Raw genomic sequence first — 14,803 nt, 5'->3', positions numbered from 1 at the left:
GTCCCCGCACCGGGACCAGCACGGCTCAAGCGATATCTGCCCGCAGGCGTCCGCCTGCGGGGTCCTGACACCGGTACCTGACACGGCCGGTGCAGATCACAAGGAGAAACACCATGCCGAAGCCCGCCAAGGGTGCCCGTCTGGGCGGCAGCGCCGCGCACGAGAAGCTGCTTCTCGCGAACCTCGCGAAGTCGCTGTTCGAGCACGGCCGCATCACCACGACCGAGGCCAAGGCCCGCCGCCTGCGTCCGGTCGCCGAGCGCCTGATCACCAAGGCGAAGAAGGGCGACATCCACAACCGTCGCCTGGTGCTGCAGACGATCACGGACAAGGGCATCGTGCACACGCTCTTCACCGAGATCGCTCCGCGCTACGCCGAGCGCCCGGGTGGCTACACCCGCATCACCAAGATCGGCAACCGTCGTGGCGACAACGCCCCGATGGCTGTGATCGAGCTGGTCGAGGGCGAGATCGCGAAGAAGGCGACCGTCGCCGAGGCCGAGGCCGCGACGAAGCGCGCGGTCAAGGAGGCCGACGAGGCCGCCACGGCCGAGGAGACCAAGGCTGACGAGGCTCCGGCCGAGGAGTCGAAGGACGCCTGAACCGCGTTCTGAAGGCTGACGGACGGGCCCGCCCCCTCTCGGGGGGCGGGCCCGTTCGGCTTGAGAGGATGGATCGCGTGAGCGATGAGGTGAGGCCCGGGTACGTACGGGTGCGGCTGGACCTGTCGTACGACGGCAAGGACTTCCACGGCTGGGCCAAGCAGGCCGGCGGGCAGCGCACCGTGCAGGGCGAGATCGAGGACGCCCTGCGCACGGTGACGCGGTCGTCCGAGACGTACGAGCTGACCGTGGCCGGACGGACCGACGCCGGCGTCCACGCCCGCGGCCAGGTCGCGCACGTCGACCTGCCGGAGGCATTGTGGGCCGAGCACCGGGACAAGCTGCTGCGGCGGCTCGCCGGGCGACTGGGGCACGACGTGCGGATCTGGCGGGTCGAGGAGGCGCCGAGCGGCTTCAACGCGCGGTTCTCGGCCATCTGGCGCCGGTACGCGTACCGGGTGACGGACGACCCCGGCGGCGTCGACCCGCTGCTGCGCGGACACGTCCTGTGGCACGACTGGCCGCTCGACGTCGACGCCATGAACGCGGCCGCCGAGCGGCTGACCGGGGAGCACGACTTCGCGGCCTACTGCAAGAAGCGGGACGGCGCGACCACCATCCGCACGCTCCAGGAGCTGCGCTGGGAGCGGCTGCCGTCCGGCGTGCTGGAGGCCACGGTCAAGGCCGACGCCTTCTGCCACAACATGGTGCGCTCGCTCGTCGGGGCGCTGCTCTTCGTCGGGGACGGGCACCGGCCGGTGGAGTGGCCCGGAAAGGTGCTCGCGGCCGGTGTGCGGGACTCCGCCGTCCATGTCGTGCGGCCGCACGGGCTCACCCTGGAGGAGGTCGGCTACCCGGCCGACGAGCTGCTGGCCGCCAGGAACCTGGAGGCCCGCAACAAGCGGTCACTGGCCGGGCGCGGCGGCTGCTGCTGAGGCCTGGGTGCGGCCCCGGGCGTAGATCTGGTTGAAGGCGAAGGTGCCGAGGTCGTCGCTCGTCTTGAAGACGATCTCGTCACTCTTCGTGACCTTCTTGCCGCTGGTGTAGCCGGCCTGGGTGAAGTACGCGTACCGGCCCAGGGAATTGGCGCGCCGCAGGCAGACGGTCTTGGCCTGGCAGAAGCCGCCGACGCCGGACCCGACGAGCGGGGTGACGCCGCCCTGCACCTCCTCCTTGGCCCGCAGGGCGTCACCCTTGGTGTCGAAGAGTGCGACACCCACCGTGATGGCGACGCCGTCCCGCTCGTACGTGGCGCGGATGACGCGGTCGCAGCCGTGCTTGCGCAGGACCGCGCCGAGGCCGGCCTGGGCGGCGGCCGAACAGTCGGTGGTGGAGGCGACGGCGCCCTTGCGGTACTCCCGGTCGCCGACCGTGAGCTTCTTGCCCGGGAAGAGCGACGCGGGCGTGAGAGGGGCCTTGTCCTTCTGCGCGGTTGCGATGAAGTCCATCGGGTCCGGCGGGGGCGGCGGCGCGACCGAGGAGAAGGAGGGCTGCGGCTGGGTGGTGTCGCTGGGCAGCTCGGGGGCGGTGGTGGAGCCCGCCGCCTTGTCGCCGGTGGTGCCGCCGCTGTTGGCGGAGACGATCGCGACCGCGATGACCGTGCCGATGGCCGCGGTGGCCAGTGCGCCGCCGCCGATCAGCAGCCAGCGCTTGCGGCGGGCCCGGGCGGCCGAGGCTTCGGCGAGCGCGCTCCAGTCCGGGGCGTCGGTTCCGTAGGACTGCTGGTACGGCTGCTGCCCGTACGGCTGGTGCGGCTGCTGGTGTGGCTCCTGCGGCCACTGCGGTCCCCCAAAGCTCATGCCGCGCATCCTAAACCGGTTGGGGGCGGGCCCGGTCCGCGGCGACAATGCCCGGCATGGGTCATGTAGAGGTCGCGCATCTGGAGTACTACCTGCCGGACGGGCGGGTCCTGCTCGGTGACGTGTCGTTCCGGGTGGGCGAAGGCGCGGTGGTCGCGCTCGTGGGCGCCAACGGCGCGGGCAAGACGACGCTGCTGCGGCTGATCGCGGGGGAGCTGCAGCCGCACGGGGGCACGGTGACCGTCGGCGGCGGGCTGGGGGTGATGCCGCAGTTCGTCGGGTCGGTGCGGGACGAGCGGACCGTGCGGGACCTGCTCGTGTCCGTCGCGCCGGCACGCATCCGGGAGGCGGCGGCCGCGGTGGACGAGGCCGAGCACCTGATCATGACCGTCGACGACGAGGCCGCGCAGCTGCGGTACGCGCAGGCGCTGAGCGACTGGGCGGAGGCGCGGGGGTACGAGGCGGAGACCGCCTGGGACGTGTGCACCATGGCCGCGCTGGGCGTGCCGTACGAGCGGGCGCAGTTCCGCGAGGTGCGCACGCTGAGCGGCGGCGAGCAGAAGCGGCTGGTCCTGGAGGCGCTGCTGCGCGGCCCGGAGGAGGTGCTGCTCCTCGACGAGCCGGACAACTACCTGGACGTGCCCGGGAAGCGGTGGCTGGAGGAGCGGCTGGCCGAGACCCGCAAGACCGTGCTGTTCGTGTCGCACGACCGGGAGCTGCTGGCGCGGGCCGCCCAGAAGATCGTCGCGGTGGAGCCGGGGCCGGCCGGGTCGGACGTGTGGGTGCACGGCGGCGGCTTCGACACGTACCACCAGGCGCGCAAGGAGCGGTTCGCCCGCTTCGAGGAGCTGCGCCGGCGCTGGGACGAGAAGCACGCGCAGCTCAAGCAGCTGGTGAACACCCTGAAGAACAAGGCCGCCTACAACGACGGGCTGGCCTCCCGGTACCAGGCCGCCCAGACCCGGCTGCGGAAGTTCGAGGAGGCGGGGCCGCCGCAGCAGCCGCCGCGCGAGCAGGACATCCGGATGCGGCTGCGCGGCGGACGCACCGGGCTGCGGGCGGTGACCTGCGCGGACCTGGAGCTCACCGGGCTGATGAAGCCGTTCTCGCTGGAGGTCTTCTACGGCGAGCGGGTCGCCGTCCTCGGCTCGAACGGGTCGGGCAAGTCGCACTTCCTGCGGCTGCTGGCGGGGGAGGACGTCGCCCACACCGGCGCGTGGAAGCTGGGTGCGCGGGTGGTGCCCGGGCACTTCGCCCAGACCCACGCCCATCCCGAGCTGGAGGGGCGGACGCTGGTCGACATCCTGTGGAAGGAGCACGCCAAGGACCGGGGCGGGGCGATGTCCGCGCTGCGGCGGTACGAGCTGGAGCGCCAGGGCGACCAGGTCTTCGACCGGCTCTCCGGCGGCCAGCAGGCGCGCTTCCAGATCCTGCTGCTGGAGCTGGCGGGCACGACGGCCCTGCTGCTGGACGAGCCGACGGACAACCTGGACCTGGAGTCGGCGGAGGCGCTGCAGGTGGGCCTGGAGGCGTATGAGGGCACGGTGCTCGCCGTGACGCACGACCGCTGGTTCGCGCGCTCCTTCGACCGGTACCTGGTCTTCGGCACGGACGGCGTGGTCCGCGAGACCCCCGAGCCGGTCTGGGACGAGCGCCGGGTGGAGCGGGCGCGCTGACCTGGTGTCTCGCGGCGTTTTGACCCGTCGGGGGCGGCGCGGGTACTGTTGCCGTTTGTTATGCGTATCGGCTTCGTCGTTCTCACGCGAAGAGCCCTTACGCAAGTTCCCTGGAGCAGTTACCAGTGGCTCGCATACGGGCGGTGTTCCCGGCAGTGCAGGCCCCAGCTGCATGATCGCTTCAGGTGTGTCTGGACTCCATCCACTGAAGAAGCGAAGGCTACGAAGTGCGTACGTACAGCCCCAAGCCCGGCGATGTCACTCGCCAGTGGCACATCATCGACGCGCAGGACGTTGTCCTGGGCCGTCTGGCGACGACGGCTGCGAACCTCCTCCGGGGTAAGCACAAGCCCGTCTACGCGCCCCACATGGACATGGGCGACTTTGTCATCATCATCAACGCCGACAAGGTCCACCTGTCCGGCAACAAGCGGACCCAGAAGATGGCGTACCGCCACTCCGGCTACCCGGGTGGTCTGCGCTCCGTCCGCTACGACGAGCTGCTGGACAAGAACCCCGAGAAGGCCGTCGAGAAGGCCATCAAGGGCATGATCCCCAAGAACTCCCTGGGCCGTCAGATGCTCTCGAAGCTGAAGGTCTACGCGGGTGAGAACCACCCGCACGCTGCTCAGCAGCCGGTCCCGTTCGAGATCACCCAGGTCGCGCAGTAGTTCCGGCCACACCCCCTAAGAACGAAAGAAATCTGAGGAGCATCGTGGCCGAGACCACTGTTGAGAACCCCATCGAGGGCGAGGAGACCTACGCCGAGGTCACCACCTTCGAGTCCGAGGTGCCCGTCGAGGGCGAGTACACCTCCGAGTCCCTCGCGTCCCGCTTCGGCGAGCCGCAGCCGGCCGCCGGCCTGGGCCGCCGCAAGAACGCCATCGCCCGCGTCCGGATCGTCCCGGGCACCGGCAAGTGGAAGATCAACGGTCGCACCCTCGAGGACTACTTCCCGAACAAGGTGCACCAGCAGGAAGTCAACGAGCCCTTCAAGGTGCTCGAGCTCGACAACCGCTACGACGTCATCGCCCGCATCTCGGGTGGCGGCGTCTCCGGCCAGGCCGGCGCCCTGCGCCTCGGCGTGGCCCGCGCCCTGAACGAGGCGGACGTGGACAACAACCGCGGCCCGCTGAAGAAGGCCGGCTTCCTGAGCCGCGACGACCGTGCCGTCGAGCGCAAGAAGGCCGGTCTCAAGAAGGCCCGTAAGGCCCCGCAGTACAGCAAGCGCTAATCGCCTGCTCGGTCTGCTCGTACGTACGCCCCGGCGGCACCTTTCGTGCTGCCGGGGCGTACGTCTTTACTCTTCACCTGCTTCATCGGAGTACTCGGAGGACAGCTGTGGGACGACTCTTCGGCACGGACGGCGTGCGCGGTGTCGCCAACGCGGACCTGACGGCGGAGCTGGCGCTCGGTCTGTCGGTCGCGGCGGCGCACGTGCTCGCCGAGGCGGGGACCTTTGAAGGACACCGGCCGACCGCGGTGGTCGGGCGGGACCCGCGTGCGTCGGGAGAGTTCCTGGAGGCCGCCGTGGTGGCGGGTCTGGCCAGCGCGGGCGTGGACGTGATGAGGGTCGGCGTGCTCCCCACCCCCGCGGTCGCGTACCTGACCGGCGCGCTCGGCGCCGACCTGGGCGTCATGCTCTCCGCCAGCCACAACGCCATGCCGGACAACGGCATCAAGTTCTTCGCGCGCGGCGGCCACAAGCTGGCCGACGAGCTGGAGGACCGCATCGAGGCCGTGTACGAGCAGCACCGCACCGGGGAGCCGTGGGACCGGCCGACCGGCGCCGGGGTCGGCCGCGTCGCCGACTACAGCGAGGGCTTCGACCAGTACGTCGCCCACCTGCTGCGGGCCCTCCCGAACCGGCTCGACGGGCTGAAGATCGTCCTGGACGAGGCGCACGGCGCCGCGTCCGGCGTCTCGCCCGCCGCCTTCACCCAGGCCGGGGCCGAGGTCATCACCATCGGCGCCACCCCCGACGGGCTCAACATCAACGACGGCTGCGGCTCCACGCACCTCGACCTGCTGAAGGCCGCCGTCGTCGAGCACGGCGCCGACCTCGGCATCGCGCACGACGGCGACGCCGACCGGTGCCTGGCCGTGGACCACACGGGCGCCGAGGTCGACGGGGACCAGATCCTCGCGGTCCTCGCGCTCGCCATGCGCGAGGCCGGCACCCTGCGCGGCGACACCGTCGTCGCGACCGTCATGTCGAACCTGGGCTTCAAGCTCGCCATGGAGCGCGAGGGCCTGCAGCTCGTCCAGACGGCGGTCGGCGACCGCTACGTCCTGGAGGAGATGAAGGAGCACGGCTACGCGCTGGGCGGCGAGCAGTCCGGGCACGTCATCGTCCTGGACCACGCGACCACCGGCGACGGCACGCTGACCGGCCTCCTGCTGGCCGCCCGGGTCGCCGCCACCGGCCGCTCGCTGGCCGAGCTCGCGGGGGTCATGGAGCGGCTGCCGCAGGTGCTGATCAACGTGAAGGACGTCGACAAGTCGCGCGTGAAGACCTCCGCCGAGCTGGGCGCCGCCGTCACCGAGGCCGAGCGCACGCTCGGCAGCACCGGGCGCGTCCTGCTGCGTCCCTCGGGCACGGAGCCGCTCGTCCGCGTGATGGTCGAGGCCGCGGACATCGAGCAGGCGCGGGCCGTCGCCGGGCAGCTCGCGGACGTCGTGAAGTCGGCCCTGGGCTAGCAACCGGATCCGGGCTGGTGGCGTCTGCCACTCCCTGATCCGGCCTGATCCGCACGGAAAGGCCCGCGTCCCGCGGGCCGGTCCTCCGGACGCGCGAAGGGGGCGCCCCGCCGGCACGGCGGGGCGCCCCCTTCCGTGCGCCGGGCGGAGCGGGCCGGGGGACCGGCCCGGGGCTCAGGTGCGGTGCCCCGTCGCCTGGTGAGCCTGCCGCTCCCGCTGCCGCGCCCAGAAGAACTTCTGCGCCAGCAGCGTCAGCGTGCCGGCGAGCAGGATCGCCAGCAGGTTCAGCAGCAGCTGCTCCACCGAGCCCCTGGTCTGCGCGAGGTCGCCGTAGCCGAGGGCCACGGCGGCGTTCGCCGCCGCCGGCACGGTGGTGACCGAGATCGCCACCCCGACCAGGGCACCCGACTTCGCCGAGGTCAGCGACAGGGTGCCGGCCACGCCCGCGAGCAGGCCCACGACGAAGGAGAACCAGTCCGGTGCGTAGATGAAGCCGGTGTTGGGCCGGTCGCCGTGCAGCTTCGTCTCGGTGAACAGGCCCAGCGCGTCCATGGCGAGGCTGAACGCCACCGTCAGCGCCATGGCCGCGGCGAACCCCACCACCAGGGCCACCAGCGACCGCACCGCCGGGCGGGGACGGCCCCGTACCAGCGCCGTGCAGATACCGGCCAGCGGACCGAACTCCGGGCCGACCGCCATCGCCCCCACGATCAGGATGGCGTTGTCCAGCACCACACCGCAGGCCGCGATCATGGTGGCCAGGGTGAGGAACGCCACGTACGTCACGGAGAGCGTCGACTCCTCGTGTGTCGCCTCGGACAGCTGCTCCCACAGCACCGCGTCCGCGCCCTCGCCCGGCGCGTCCTCCTCGGCCGCCTCGGCCCGCCGGGACAGCGACAGGCCGACGTCCTCGACGGCGATCGAACCCGACTCGTCCAGGCCGAGCGCGCGCAGGCCGGCGATGAGCTCGTCACCGGCCTCCCGCGCCACGTCGCACAGGACCAGATCGCCCGCGGGGTCGCGCGCGGCGCCGGGCAGGACGACGAGGTGCGCGGTGCCGACCGTCTTCCCGATGACGCGGACGACCTCGTCGGTACGGCCGTCGGGCACGATCAGGCGCAGGTGCAGCACGGGTCCCGTCCCTTCAGAGTTTGCGCAGGGAGAGCCGCTGGACCTTGTGGTCGGCGCCCTTGCGTACGACGAGGGTGGCACGGCCGCGGGTCGGCGCGACGTTCTCCAGCAGGTTCGGCTTGTTGATGGTCCGCCAGGTCGTACGGGCGTACGCGAGCGCCTCCTCCTCGCTGACCTGCGTGTACTTGCGGAAGTACGAGGAGGGGTCCTGGAACGCCGTGTCGCGCAGCTTGCGGAAACGATTCAGGTACCAGGACTCGATGTCCTCGGTGCGGGCGTCGACGTACACCGAGAAGTCGAAGTAGTCGGCGACGGCGACGCGGGTGCGGCCGTCCTTGCCGGGCAGCGCGGGCTGCAGCACGTTGAGGCCCTCGACGATGAGGATGTCGGGCCGGCGGACCGTCAGGACCTGGCCGGGCACGATGTCGTAGATGAGGTGCGAGTAGACGGGCGCGGTCACCTCGTCCTTCCCGGCCTTGATGTCGGCGACGAACCGGGTCAGCGCCCGCCGGTCGTACGACTCCGGGAAGCCCTTGCGGGACACCAGGCCGCGCTCCTTGAGCTCCTTCATGGGGAGCAGGAAGCCGTCGGTGGTGACCAGTTCGACGCGCGGGTGCTCGGGCCAGCGGGCCAGCAGCGCCTGGAGGAGCCGGGCCACGGTCGACTTGCCGACGGCGACGGAGCCGGCGACCCCTATCACGAACGGGGTGCCGCGCTGGGCGCTCTTCTGGCCGACGTCCCCGAGGAAGGTGTTGAGCGCGCCCCGCAGGTTGGCGGTGGCGCCGACGTACAGGTTCAGCAGGCGGGAGAGCGGCAGGTAGATGTCCCGCACCTCGTCGAGGTCGATGACGTCGCCGAGCCCGCGCAGCTGTTCGACCTCCTCGGCCGACAGGGGCAGCGGCGTCTTGTTCCGCAGGGCGCTCCATTCCCCCCGGGTGAGATCGACGTACGGCGATGCCTCCGCGCGGCGGTGGGCGGCGGCACTTCGGGGCGGCGAGGTGATCACACGGCCATTGTCGGGTCTGCGGCAGCGTTGTGGGCCGTGGGCTCGGTCACGGTACGGGGCGCCTCCGGACGCGGAATGTCAGTGGCGTGCGTCACAGTTGTGGGAAGGGTGGGCGCCGGTGCCGGCCGTCCGCCCGCGGCAGCGCGACCCCGATCCGAGGGGAAACTCCCATGACGTACGCGTACGCGATCCAGGCCGAGGGCCTGGCCAAACGGTTCAAGGAGACCCGGGCGCTGGACGGCGTGGACCTGGCCGCCCGCCCCGGGACGGTGCTGGGGCTGCTGGGGCCCAACGGGGCGGGGAAGACCACCGCCGTGCGGATCTTCGCCACGCTGCTCCAGCCGGACGCGGGCCGGGCCGCCGTGGCGGGGCACGACGTGGTGCGGGAAGCGGGCGTGGTGCGCTCGATGGTGGGCCTGACCGGGCAGTACGCCGCGGTGGACGAGAACCTCACCGGTACGGAGAACCTGCTGCTGATCGGGCGGCTGCTGGGCATACCGCGGCGCGAGGCCCGGGCCCGGGCCTCGGAGCTGCTGGAGCGGTTCCACCTCACCGACGCGGCCGGGCGCGCCGTGAAGACGTATTCGGGCGGTATGCGGCGCCGGCTGGACCTGGCGGCGAGCCTGGTCGGGCGGCCGCGGATCCTGTTCCTCGACGAGCCGACGACCGGCCTGGACCCGCGCAGCCGCGGCGAGCTGTGGGAGATGGTGCGCGGCCTGGTCGCCGACGGGGTCACGGCCCTGCTGACCACCCAGTACCTGAACGAGGCGGACGTGCTCGCCGACGACATCGTGGTGATCGACCGGGGCCGGGTCATCGCCGAGGGCACACCCGACGAGCTGAAGTCCCAGGTCGGCGGTCAGGTCCTCCAGCTGCGGCCGGTACGGGACGCGGACCTGGTGGCGGCCCACGCCCTGGTGGCGCAGGCGGCCGGCGGCCAGACCCAGATCGAGGGCCAGGTCATCACCGCGCCGGTGAACGACCCCGAGCTGATGCCCGCGGTGGTCCGGCGGCTGGACGGGGCGGGGATCGCGGTCGGGGAGCTGACGCTGCGCCGCTCGTCCCTGGACGAGGTCTTCCTGGCGCTGACCGGCCACCGCGCGGAGCGGGACACCGGGCAGCAGACCCCGGAGCCGGACGACAGCGACATCGAGAAGGTGGTGAGTTCGGCATGACCACCGGTGGGATCACCGCCGACGGGCCGGTCGCCCAGGTCACCGCCAGCGGCCGCGTACGGCCCGGTGCGGCCCTGCGCCAGACCGCCACCATGGCGTGGCGGAGCCTGGTGGCCGTCAAGCACAACCCGCTGGAGCTGGTCGACTACAGCATCACTCCGATCATGTTCGTGTTCCTCTTCACGTACGTGATGGGCGGGCAGATGGCCGGTTCCCCCGACGCGTACCTGCGGTACGCGCTGCCGGGGATCATCGTCCAGAACACCCTGTTCATGACGATCTACACCGCCATGGCGCTGAACACCGACCTCACCAAGGGCGTCTTCGACCGGCTGAGGAGCCTGCCGATCGCCCGCTCCGCGCCGCTGATCGGCCGGATCACCGCCGATCTGGCCAAGCACCTGTGGGCGGTGCTGCTGATGATCGCCCTCGGGCTCGCGCTCGGCTTCCGGATCACCGGCGGGATCGGCGGGTTCCTCGCGGGCGTGCTGCTGCTGATGCTCTTCGCGGCGGCCGTGTCCTGGTGCGCCGTGCTCATCGGGATGCTGGCGGGGGACGCGGAGAAGGTGCAGGCGTTCGGCTTCACGCTGATCTTCCCGATCACCTTCACCAGCAGCGCGTTCGTGCGGGTGGACACCATGCCGGGCTGGCTCCAGGCCTGGGTGGACGTCAACCCGGTCACGCACCTGTCGGACGCGTTCCGCGGGCTGCTGCTGGGCGGCGAGGTGGGGCGGCCGGTGATGTGGTCGCTGGTCTGGGCGGCGGGCATAGCCGTCGTGTTCTATCCGGTGGCCATGCGGGCGTACCGCGCCAAGGCGTGACCCGCACCGGCCTGCTGCCGCCGCCGGTACCCAGGCCCCGGGGGTGTCCTGCCGATCCGGCGTGATCGACACGACACCCCCTAGGCTGCAGACCATGTGCGGAATCGTGGGGTACGTCGGCGGGCAGTCGGCGCTTGATGTGGTGATCGCGGGCCTCAAGCGGCTCGAGTACCGGGGCTACGACTCGGCCGGCGTGGCGGTGCTCGCCGACGGCGGGATGGCCGCGGCGAAGAAGGCGGGCAAGCTCGTCAACCTGGAGAAGGAGCTGGACACCCGGCCCCTGCCGAGCGGTTCGACGGGCATCGGGCACACCCGGTGGGCCACCCACGGCGGACCGACCGACCTCAACGCCCACCCGCACCTCGACAACGCCGGGCGCGTCGCCGTCGTCCACAACGGCATCATCGAGAACTTCGCCGCCCTGCGCGCCGAGCTGGCGGAGCGCGGCCACGACCTGGCGTCGGAGACCGACACCGAGGTCGTCTCCCACCTGCTGGCCGAGACGTTCTCGTCCTGCGGCGACCTGGCCGAGGCGATGCGGCTGGTCTGCCGCCGGCTCGACGGCGCCTTCACGCTCGTCGCCGTGCATGCCGACGAGCCGGACGTGGTCGTCGGTGCCCGCCGCAACTCCCCGCTGGTGGTGGGCGTCGGACAGGGCGAGGCGTTCCTCGCCTCCGACGTGGCCGCGTTCATCGCGCACACCCGCAACGCGATCGAGCTCGGCCAGGACCAGGTCGTCGAAGTGCGCCGGGACAGCGTGACGGTCACGGACTTCGACGGGGCGCCGGCCGACGTCCGCGCGTACCACGTCGACTGGGACGCCTCGGCGGCCGAGAAGGGCGGCTACGACTACTTCATGCTCAAGGAGATCGCCGAGCAGCCGAAGGCGGTCGCCGACACGCTGCTGGGCCGCGTCGACGCCTCCGGGTCGCTGACCCTGGACGAGGTGCGGATCCCCGACGAGGTGCTGCGCGAGGCGCACAAGGTCGTCATCGTGGCGTGCGGCACCGCGTTCCACGCCGCGCTGATCGCCAAGTACGCCATCGAGCACTGGACCCGCATCCCCTGCGAGGTGGAGCTGGCCAGCGAGTTCCGCTACCGCGACCCGATCCTGGACCGGCAGACGCTGGTGGTGGCGATCTCGCAGTCCGGCGAGACCATGGACACGCTCATGGCGCTGCGGCACGCCCGGGCGCAGGGCGCGAAGGTGCTGGCGATCTCCAACACCAACGGCTCGACGATCCCCCGCGAGTCGGACGCGGTGCTGTACACGCACGCGGGGCCCGAGGTGGCGGTCGCCTCCACCAAGGCGTTCCTCACGCAGCTCGTGGCGGTCTACCTCCTGGCGCTGTACCTGGCGCAGGTGCGCGGCACCAAGTGGGGCGACGAGATCCGGGCGGTCGTGCGGGACCTGTCGCGGATCGCGGAGGACGTCGAGCGGGTCCTGGAGACCATGGAGCCGGTGCGGGAGCTCGCCCGCTCGCTCGCCGGCAAGAACACCGTGCTGTTCCTCGGCCGGCACGTCGGCTACCCGGTGGCGCTCGAAGGCGCGCTGAAGCTCAAGGAGCTCGCGTACATGCACGCCGAGGGGTTCGCGGCCGGCGAGCTCAAGCACGGGCCCATCGCGCTGATCGAGAAGGACCTGCCGGTCGTCGTGGTGGTGCCGTCGCCGCGCGGCCGGTCCGTGCTCCACGACAAGATCGTCTCGAACATCCAGGAGATCCGCGCCCGCGGCGCCCGGACGATCGTGATCGCGGAGGAGGGCGACGAGGAGGTCGCGCCGTACGCGGACCACCTCATCCGCGTCCCGGTGACGCCGGTGCTGCTGCAGCCGATGGTGTCGACGGTTCCCCTCCAGGTCTTCGCGTGCGAGCTGGCGACGGCCCGCGGCAACGAGGTCGACCAGCCGCGCAACCTCGCCAAGTCCGTGACGGTGGAGTGAGGACGCGAATGATCATCGGGGTGGGGATCGACGTCGCGGAGATCGACCGGTTCGCGGCGGCGCTGGAGCGGACGCCGCACCTGGCGGACCGGCTGTTCCTGGAGCGCGAACTGCTGCTGCCCAGCGGCGAGCGGCGTGGCGTCGCGTCGCTCGCGGCGCGGTTCGCCGCGAAGGAGGCGATCGCGAAGGCGCTCGGCGCGCCGGCCGGGCTGCTGTGGACGGACGCCGAGGTGTACGTGGAGGACAGCGGGCAGCCGCGGCTGCGGGTGCGCGGCACGGTGGCGGCGCGCGCCGCCGAACTGGGCGTGCGGCAGTGGCACGTGTCGCTGAGCCATGACGCGGGGGTGGCGTCCGCGGTGGTGATCGCGGAGGGTTGACCCCATGCGTACCGCTCACCGTGTCGAAACCGTACGGGCCGCCGAGGCGGCACTGATGGCGCAGCTGCCCGAGGGCGCGCTGATGCAGCGGGCGGCGGCGGGGCTCGCCGCGGTCTGCGCCGGGTTCCTGGGCCGGGTCTACGGGGCCCGCGTGGTGCTGCTCGTCGGCAGCGGCGACAACGGCGGCGACGCGCTGTACGCGGGCGCCCGGCTCGCCCGGCGCGGCGCCGGGGTGTCCGCCGTGCTCCTCGGCTCACGCGCCCACGAAGGGGGCCTGGCGGCGCTGCGCGGGGCGGGTGGGCGCGTCGCCGACGACCCGTACGCGGTGCTGGAGCGCGCCGACCTCGTGGTGGACGGCATCACCGGGATCGGCGGGCGCGGCGGACTGCGGCCGGAGGCGGTGCCGGTGGTGCGGGCGGCCCGCGCGTCGGGTGCCGTGCTGGTCGCCGTCGACCTGCCGAGCGGCGTGGACGCCGACACCGGCGAGGTCGCAGGCGAGGCCGTCCGGGCGGACGCCACGGTGACGTTCGGGGCCTGGAAGCCGGGCCTGCTCATCGATCCGGCGCGGGCCTGCGCGGGCGCGGTCCGGCTCGTCGGCATCGGCCTGTCCCTCCCGGAGGTCCCCGATCTGGAGGCGCTCCAGCACGCGGACGTGGCGCGGCTGCTGCCGGAGCCCGCCGGTGAGAGCGACAAGTACCGGCGGGGCGTGGTCGGCGTGGTGGCCGGCTCCCGGCGCTACCCGGGCGCCGCGGTGCTCGCGGTGTCCGGCGCCCTGCGCGGCGGCGCGGGTGCCGTGCGCTACGTCGGCCCCGCGGGGGACGCCGTGCTCGCCCGCCACCCCGAGACGCTCGTCCACGACGGTCCCCCGGCGCAGGCAGGGCGCGTCCAGGCGTGGGTGATCGGCCCGGGCCTCGGCGACACGCCCGGTGTCGAGGACGTCCTCGCCTCCGACGTACCCGTCCTGGTCGACGCGGACGGCCTGCGGCAGCTCGACCCGTCCGCGGTCCGCTCGCGCCCGGCGCCGACCGTCCTCACCCCGCACGCCGGCGAGGCCGCGGCCCTCCTGGGCGTCGCCCGCGAGGAGGTGGAGTCCCGGCGCCTGGACGCGGTGCGGGAACTGGCGGCGCGGTACGGAGCGACCGTGCTGCTCAAGGGCTCCACGACGCTCGTCGCCGCGTCCGACGGTCCGGTACGCGTCAACCCGACGGGCACGGCCTGGCTGGCCACCGCGGGCAGCGGCGACGTCCTGTCGGGCCTCGCCGGCTCCCTGCTCGCCGCGGGTCTCGCCCCCCGCGACGCCGCCTCGGTCGCCGCCTACCTCCACGGCCTCGCCGCCCGCCGCGCCGCCCGGGGCGCCCCCATCGCGGCCCACGACGTCGCGTCGGAGCTCCCGGGAGCATGGCGCGACGTCACCACCGCCCACCCCGAGTGATGCGAAGGGCCGTCGCCTTGTGGCCGGCCATGCGGCTGCTCACGCCGGTGGGCCTCCCGGCCCAGCCCCCGGTGCCTGTGGCGCCTGAGGGGGACGGGCGCGGCGGTGTGGCCGTGTGATCGTGGGGCTCGGGCCGGTGGGC

The 14,803-nt window shown here is 72.6% G+C and carries 14 protein-coding genes; 11 read left to right on the top strand and 3 right to left on the bottom strand.

Features of this window, described 5'->3' with window-relative positions; translation table 11 throughout:
- The first annotated feature begins 113 nt into the window (after positions 1–113).
- Together rplQ and truA are read left to right on the top strand one after the other, a co-directional pair.
- On the top strand, positions 114–602 hold the full coding sequence (rplQ, locus tag ACIA79_RS24185) for a 50S ribosomal protein L17 (RefSeq protein WP_399430435.1): 489 nt from the start codon (positions 114–116) through the stop codon (positions 600–602).
- 77 nt (positions 603–679) lie between these two features.
- Positions 680–1,537, top strand: coding sequence for a tRNA pseudouridine(38-40) synthase TruA (gene truA, locus ACIA79_RS24180; protein WP_399430434.1), 858 nt, complete (start codon positions 680–682; stop codon positions 1,535–1,537).
- Here the strand turns inward: truA and ACIA79_RS24175 are convergent.
- Positions 1,508–2,401, bottom strand: coding sequence for a hypothetical protein (locus tag ACIA79_RS24175; protein WP_399430433.1), 894 nt, complete (start codon positions 2,399–2,401; stop codon positions 1,508–1,510). The two genes, truA and ACIA79_RS24175, sit on opposite strands and share 30 nt — an antisense overlap.
- A gap of 56 nt (positions 2,402–2,457) precedes the next feature.
- Here ACIA79_RS24175 and ACIA79_RS24170 point away from each other — a divergent pair, with 56 nt between their 5' ends.
- The 4 genes from ACIA79_RS24170 to glmM all read left to right on the top strand — a co-directional run bounded on the left by ACIA79_RS24170 (position 2,458) and on the right by glmM (position 6,777).
- A complete protein-coding gene (locus ACIA79_RS24170) occupies positions 2,458–4,077 on the top strand; it encodes an ABC-F family ATP-binding cassette domain-containing protein (protein WP_399430432.1) in 1,620 nt (539 codons plus the stop codon).
- Between the two features lie 227 nt (positions 4,078–4,304).
- Entirely contained in the window at positions 4,305–4,748 is a 444-nt protein-coding gene (gene rplM, locus ACIA79_RS24165; RefSeq protein ID WP_156692823.1) for a 50S ribosomal protein L13, read from the top strand.
- 44 nt (positions 4,749–4,792) lie between these two features.
- Positions 4,793–5,311 (top strand): 30S ribosomal protein S9, encoded by a 519-nt coding sequence (gene rpsI / locus ACIA79_RS24160; RefSeq protein ID WP_031076704.1) that lies wholly within the window; start codon positions 4,793–4,795, stop codon positions 5,309–5,311.
- 107 nt (positions 5,312–5,418) lie between these two features.
- Complete coding sequence (gene glmM, locus ACIA79_RS24155; RefSeq protein WP_399430430.1) at positions 5,419–6,777, top strand: phosphoglucosamine mutase; 1,359 nt, start codon at positions 5,419–5,421, stop codon at positions 6,775–6,777.
- 174 nt (positions 6,778–6,951) lie between these two features.
- On the opposite strand, the gene ACIA79_RS24150 is transcribed toward glmM, so the two are convergent.
- Together ACIA79_RS24150 and coaA are read right to left on the bottom strand one after the other, a co-directional pair.
- Entirely contained in the window at positions 6,952–7,908 is a 957-nt protein-coding gene (locus ACIA79_RS24150; RefSeq protein ID WP_399430429.1) for a DUF389 domain-containing protein, read from the bottom strand.
- Positions 7,909–7,921: 13 nt separating this feature from the next.
- Positions 7,922–8,914 (bottom strand): type I pantothenate kinase, encoded by a 993-nt coding sequence (gene coaA / locus ACIA79_RS24145; RefSeq protein WP_399430428.1) that lies wholly within the window; start codon positions 8,912–8,914, stop codon positions 7,922–7,924.
- Between the two features lie 170 nt (positions 8,915–9,084).
- On the opposite strand from coaA, the gene ACIA79_RS24140 reads away from it, so the two are divergent.
- The 5 genes from ACIA79_RS24140 (at position 9,085) to ACIA79_RS24120 (ending at position 14,661) form a co-directional block, all read left to right on the top strand.
- The gene (locus ACIA79_RS24140; RefSeq protein WP_399430427.1) at positions 9,085–10,089 is read left to right on the top strand and encodes an ATP-binding cassette domain-containing protein; all 1,005 of its coding nucleotides are present in this window, start codon (positions 9,085–9,087) and stop codon (positions 10,087–10,089) included.
- Positions 10,086–10,910 carry an ABC transporter permease gene (locus ACIA79_RS24135; RefSeq protein WP_399430426.1) on the top strand — a complete coding sequence of 275 codons (825 nt, stop codon included), beginning with the start codon at positions 10,086–10,088 and terminating at the stop codon, positions 10,908–10,910. The genes ACIA79_RS24140 and ACIA79_RS24135 overlap by 4 nt, the downstream gene beginning before the upstream one ends.
- A gap of 94 nt (positions 10,911–11,004) precedes the next feature.
- Positions 11,005–12,852, top strand: coding sequence for a glutamine--fructose-6-phosphate transaminase (isomerizing) (glmS, locus tag ACIA79_RS24130; protein ID WP_399430425.1), 1,848 nt, complete (start codon positions 11,005–11,007; stop codon positions 12,850–12,852).
- Between the two features lie 8 nt (positions 12,853–12,860).
- Positions 12,861–13,229: a holo-ACP synthase gene (locus ACIA79_RS24125; RefSeq protein WP_399430424.1), complete on the top strand. Its 369-nt coding sequence runs from the start codon at positions 12,861–12,863 to the stop codon at positions 13,227–13,229.
- A 4-nt stretch (positions 13,230–13,233) separates the two neighbouring features.
- Complete coding sequence (locus tag ACIA79_RS24120; protein WP_399430423.1) at positions 13,234–14,661, top strand: NAD(P)H-hydrate dehydratase; 1,428 nt, start codon at positions 13,234–13,236, stop codon at positions 14,659–14,661.
- The last annotated feature ends 142 nt before the right edge of the window (positions 14,662–14,803 follow it).

Source organism: Streptomyces sp. NPDC051310, from assembly GCF_044455245.1.
Lineage (GTDB): Bacteria > Actinomycetota > Actinomycetes > Streptomycetales > Streptomycetaceae > Streptomyces.
This window is presented reverse-complemented; position numbering and strand designations above follow the sequence as displayed.

What these genes read in the sequence shown, in the direction of transcription:
- rplQ (WP_399430435.1), top strand. Translation starts at nt 114, where the DNA reads ATGCCGAAGCCCGCCAAGGGTGCCCGTCTGGGCGGCAGCGCCGCGCAC.
- ACIA79_RS24175 (WP_399430433.1), bottom strand. Translation starts at nt 2,401, where the DNA reads ATGAGCTTTGGGGGACCGCAGTGGCCGCAGGAGCCACACCAGCAGCCG.
- ACIA79_RS24170 (WP_399430432.1), top strand. Translation starts at nt 2,458, where the DNA reads ATGGGTCATGTAGAGGTCGCGCATCTGGAGTACTACCTGCCGGACGGG.
- ACIA79_RS24140 (WP_399430427.1), top strand. Translation starts at nt 9,085, where the DNA reads ATGACGTACGCGTACGCGATCCAGGCCGAGGGCCTGGCCAAACGGTTC.
- ACIA79_RS24135 (WP_399430426.1), top strand. Translation starts at nt 10,086, where the DNA reads ATGACCACCGGTGGGATCACCGCCGACGGGCCGGTCGCCCAGGTCACC.
- glmS (WP_399430425.1), top strand. Translation starts at nt 11,005, where the DNA reads ATGTGCGGAATCGTGGGGTACGTCGGCGGGCAGTCGGCGCTTGATGTG.
- ACIA79_RS24125 (WP_399430424.1), top strand. Translation starts at nt 12,861, where the DNA reads ATGATCATCGGGGTGGGGATCGACGTCGCGGAGATCGACCGGTTCGCG.
- ACIA79_RS24120 (WP_399430423.1), top strand. Translation starts at nt 13,234, where the DNA reads ATGCGTACCGCTCACCGTGTCGAAACCGTACGGGCCGCCGAGGCGGCA.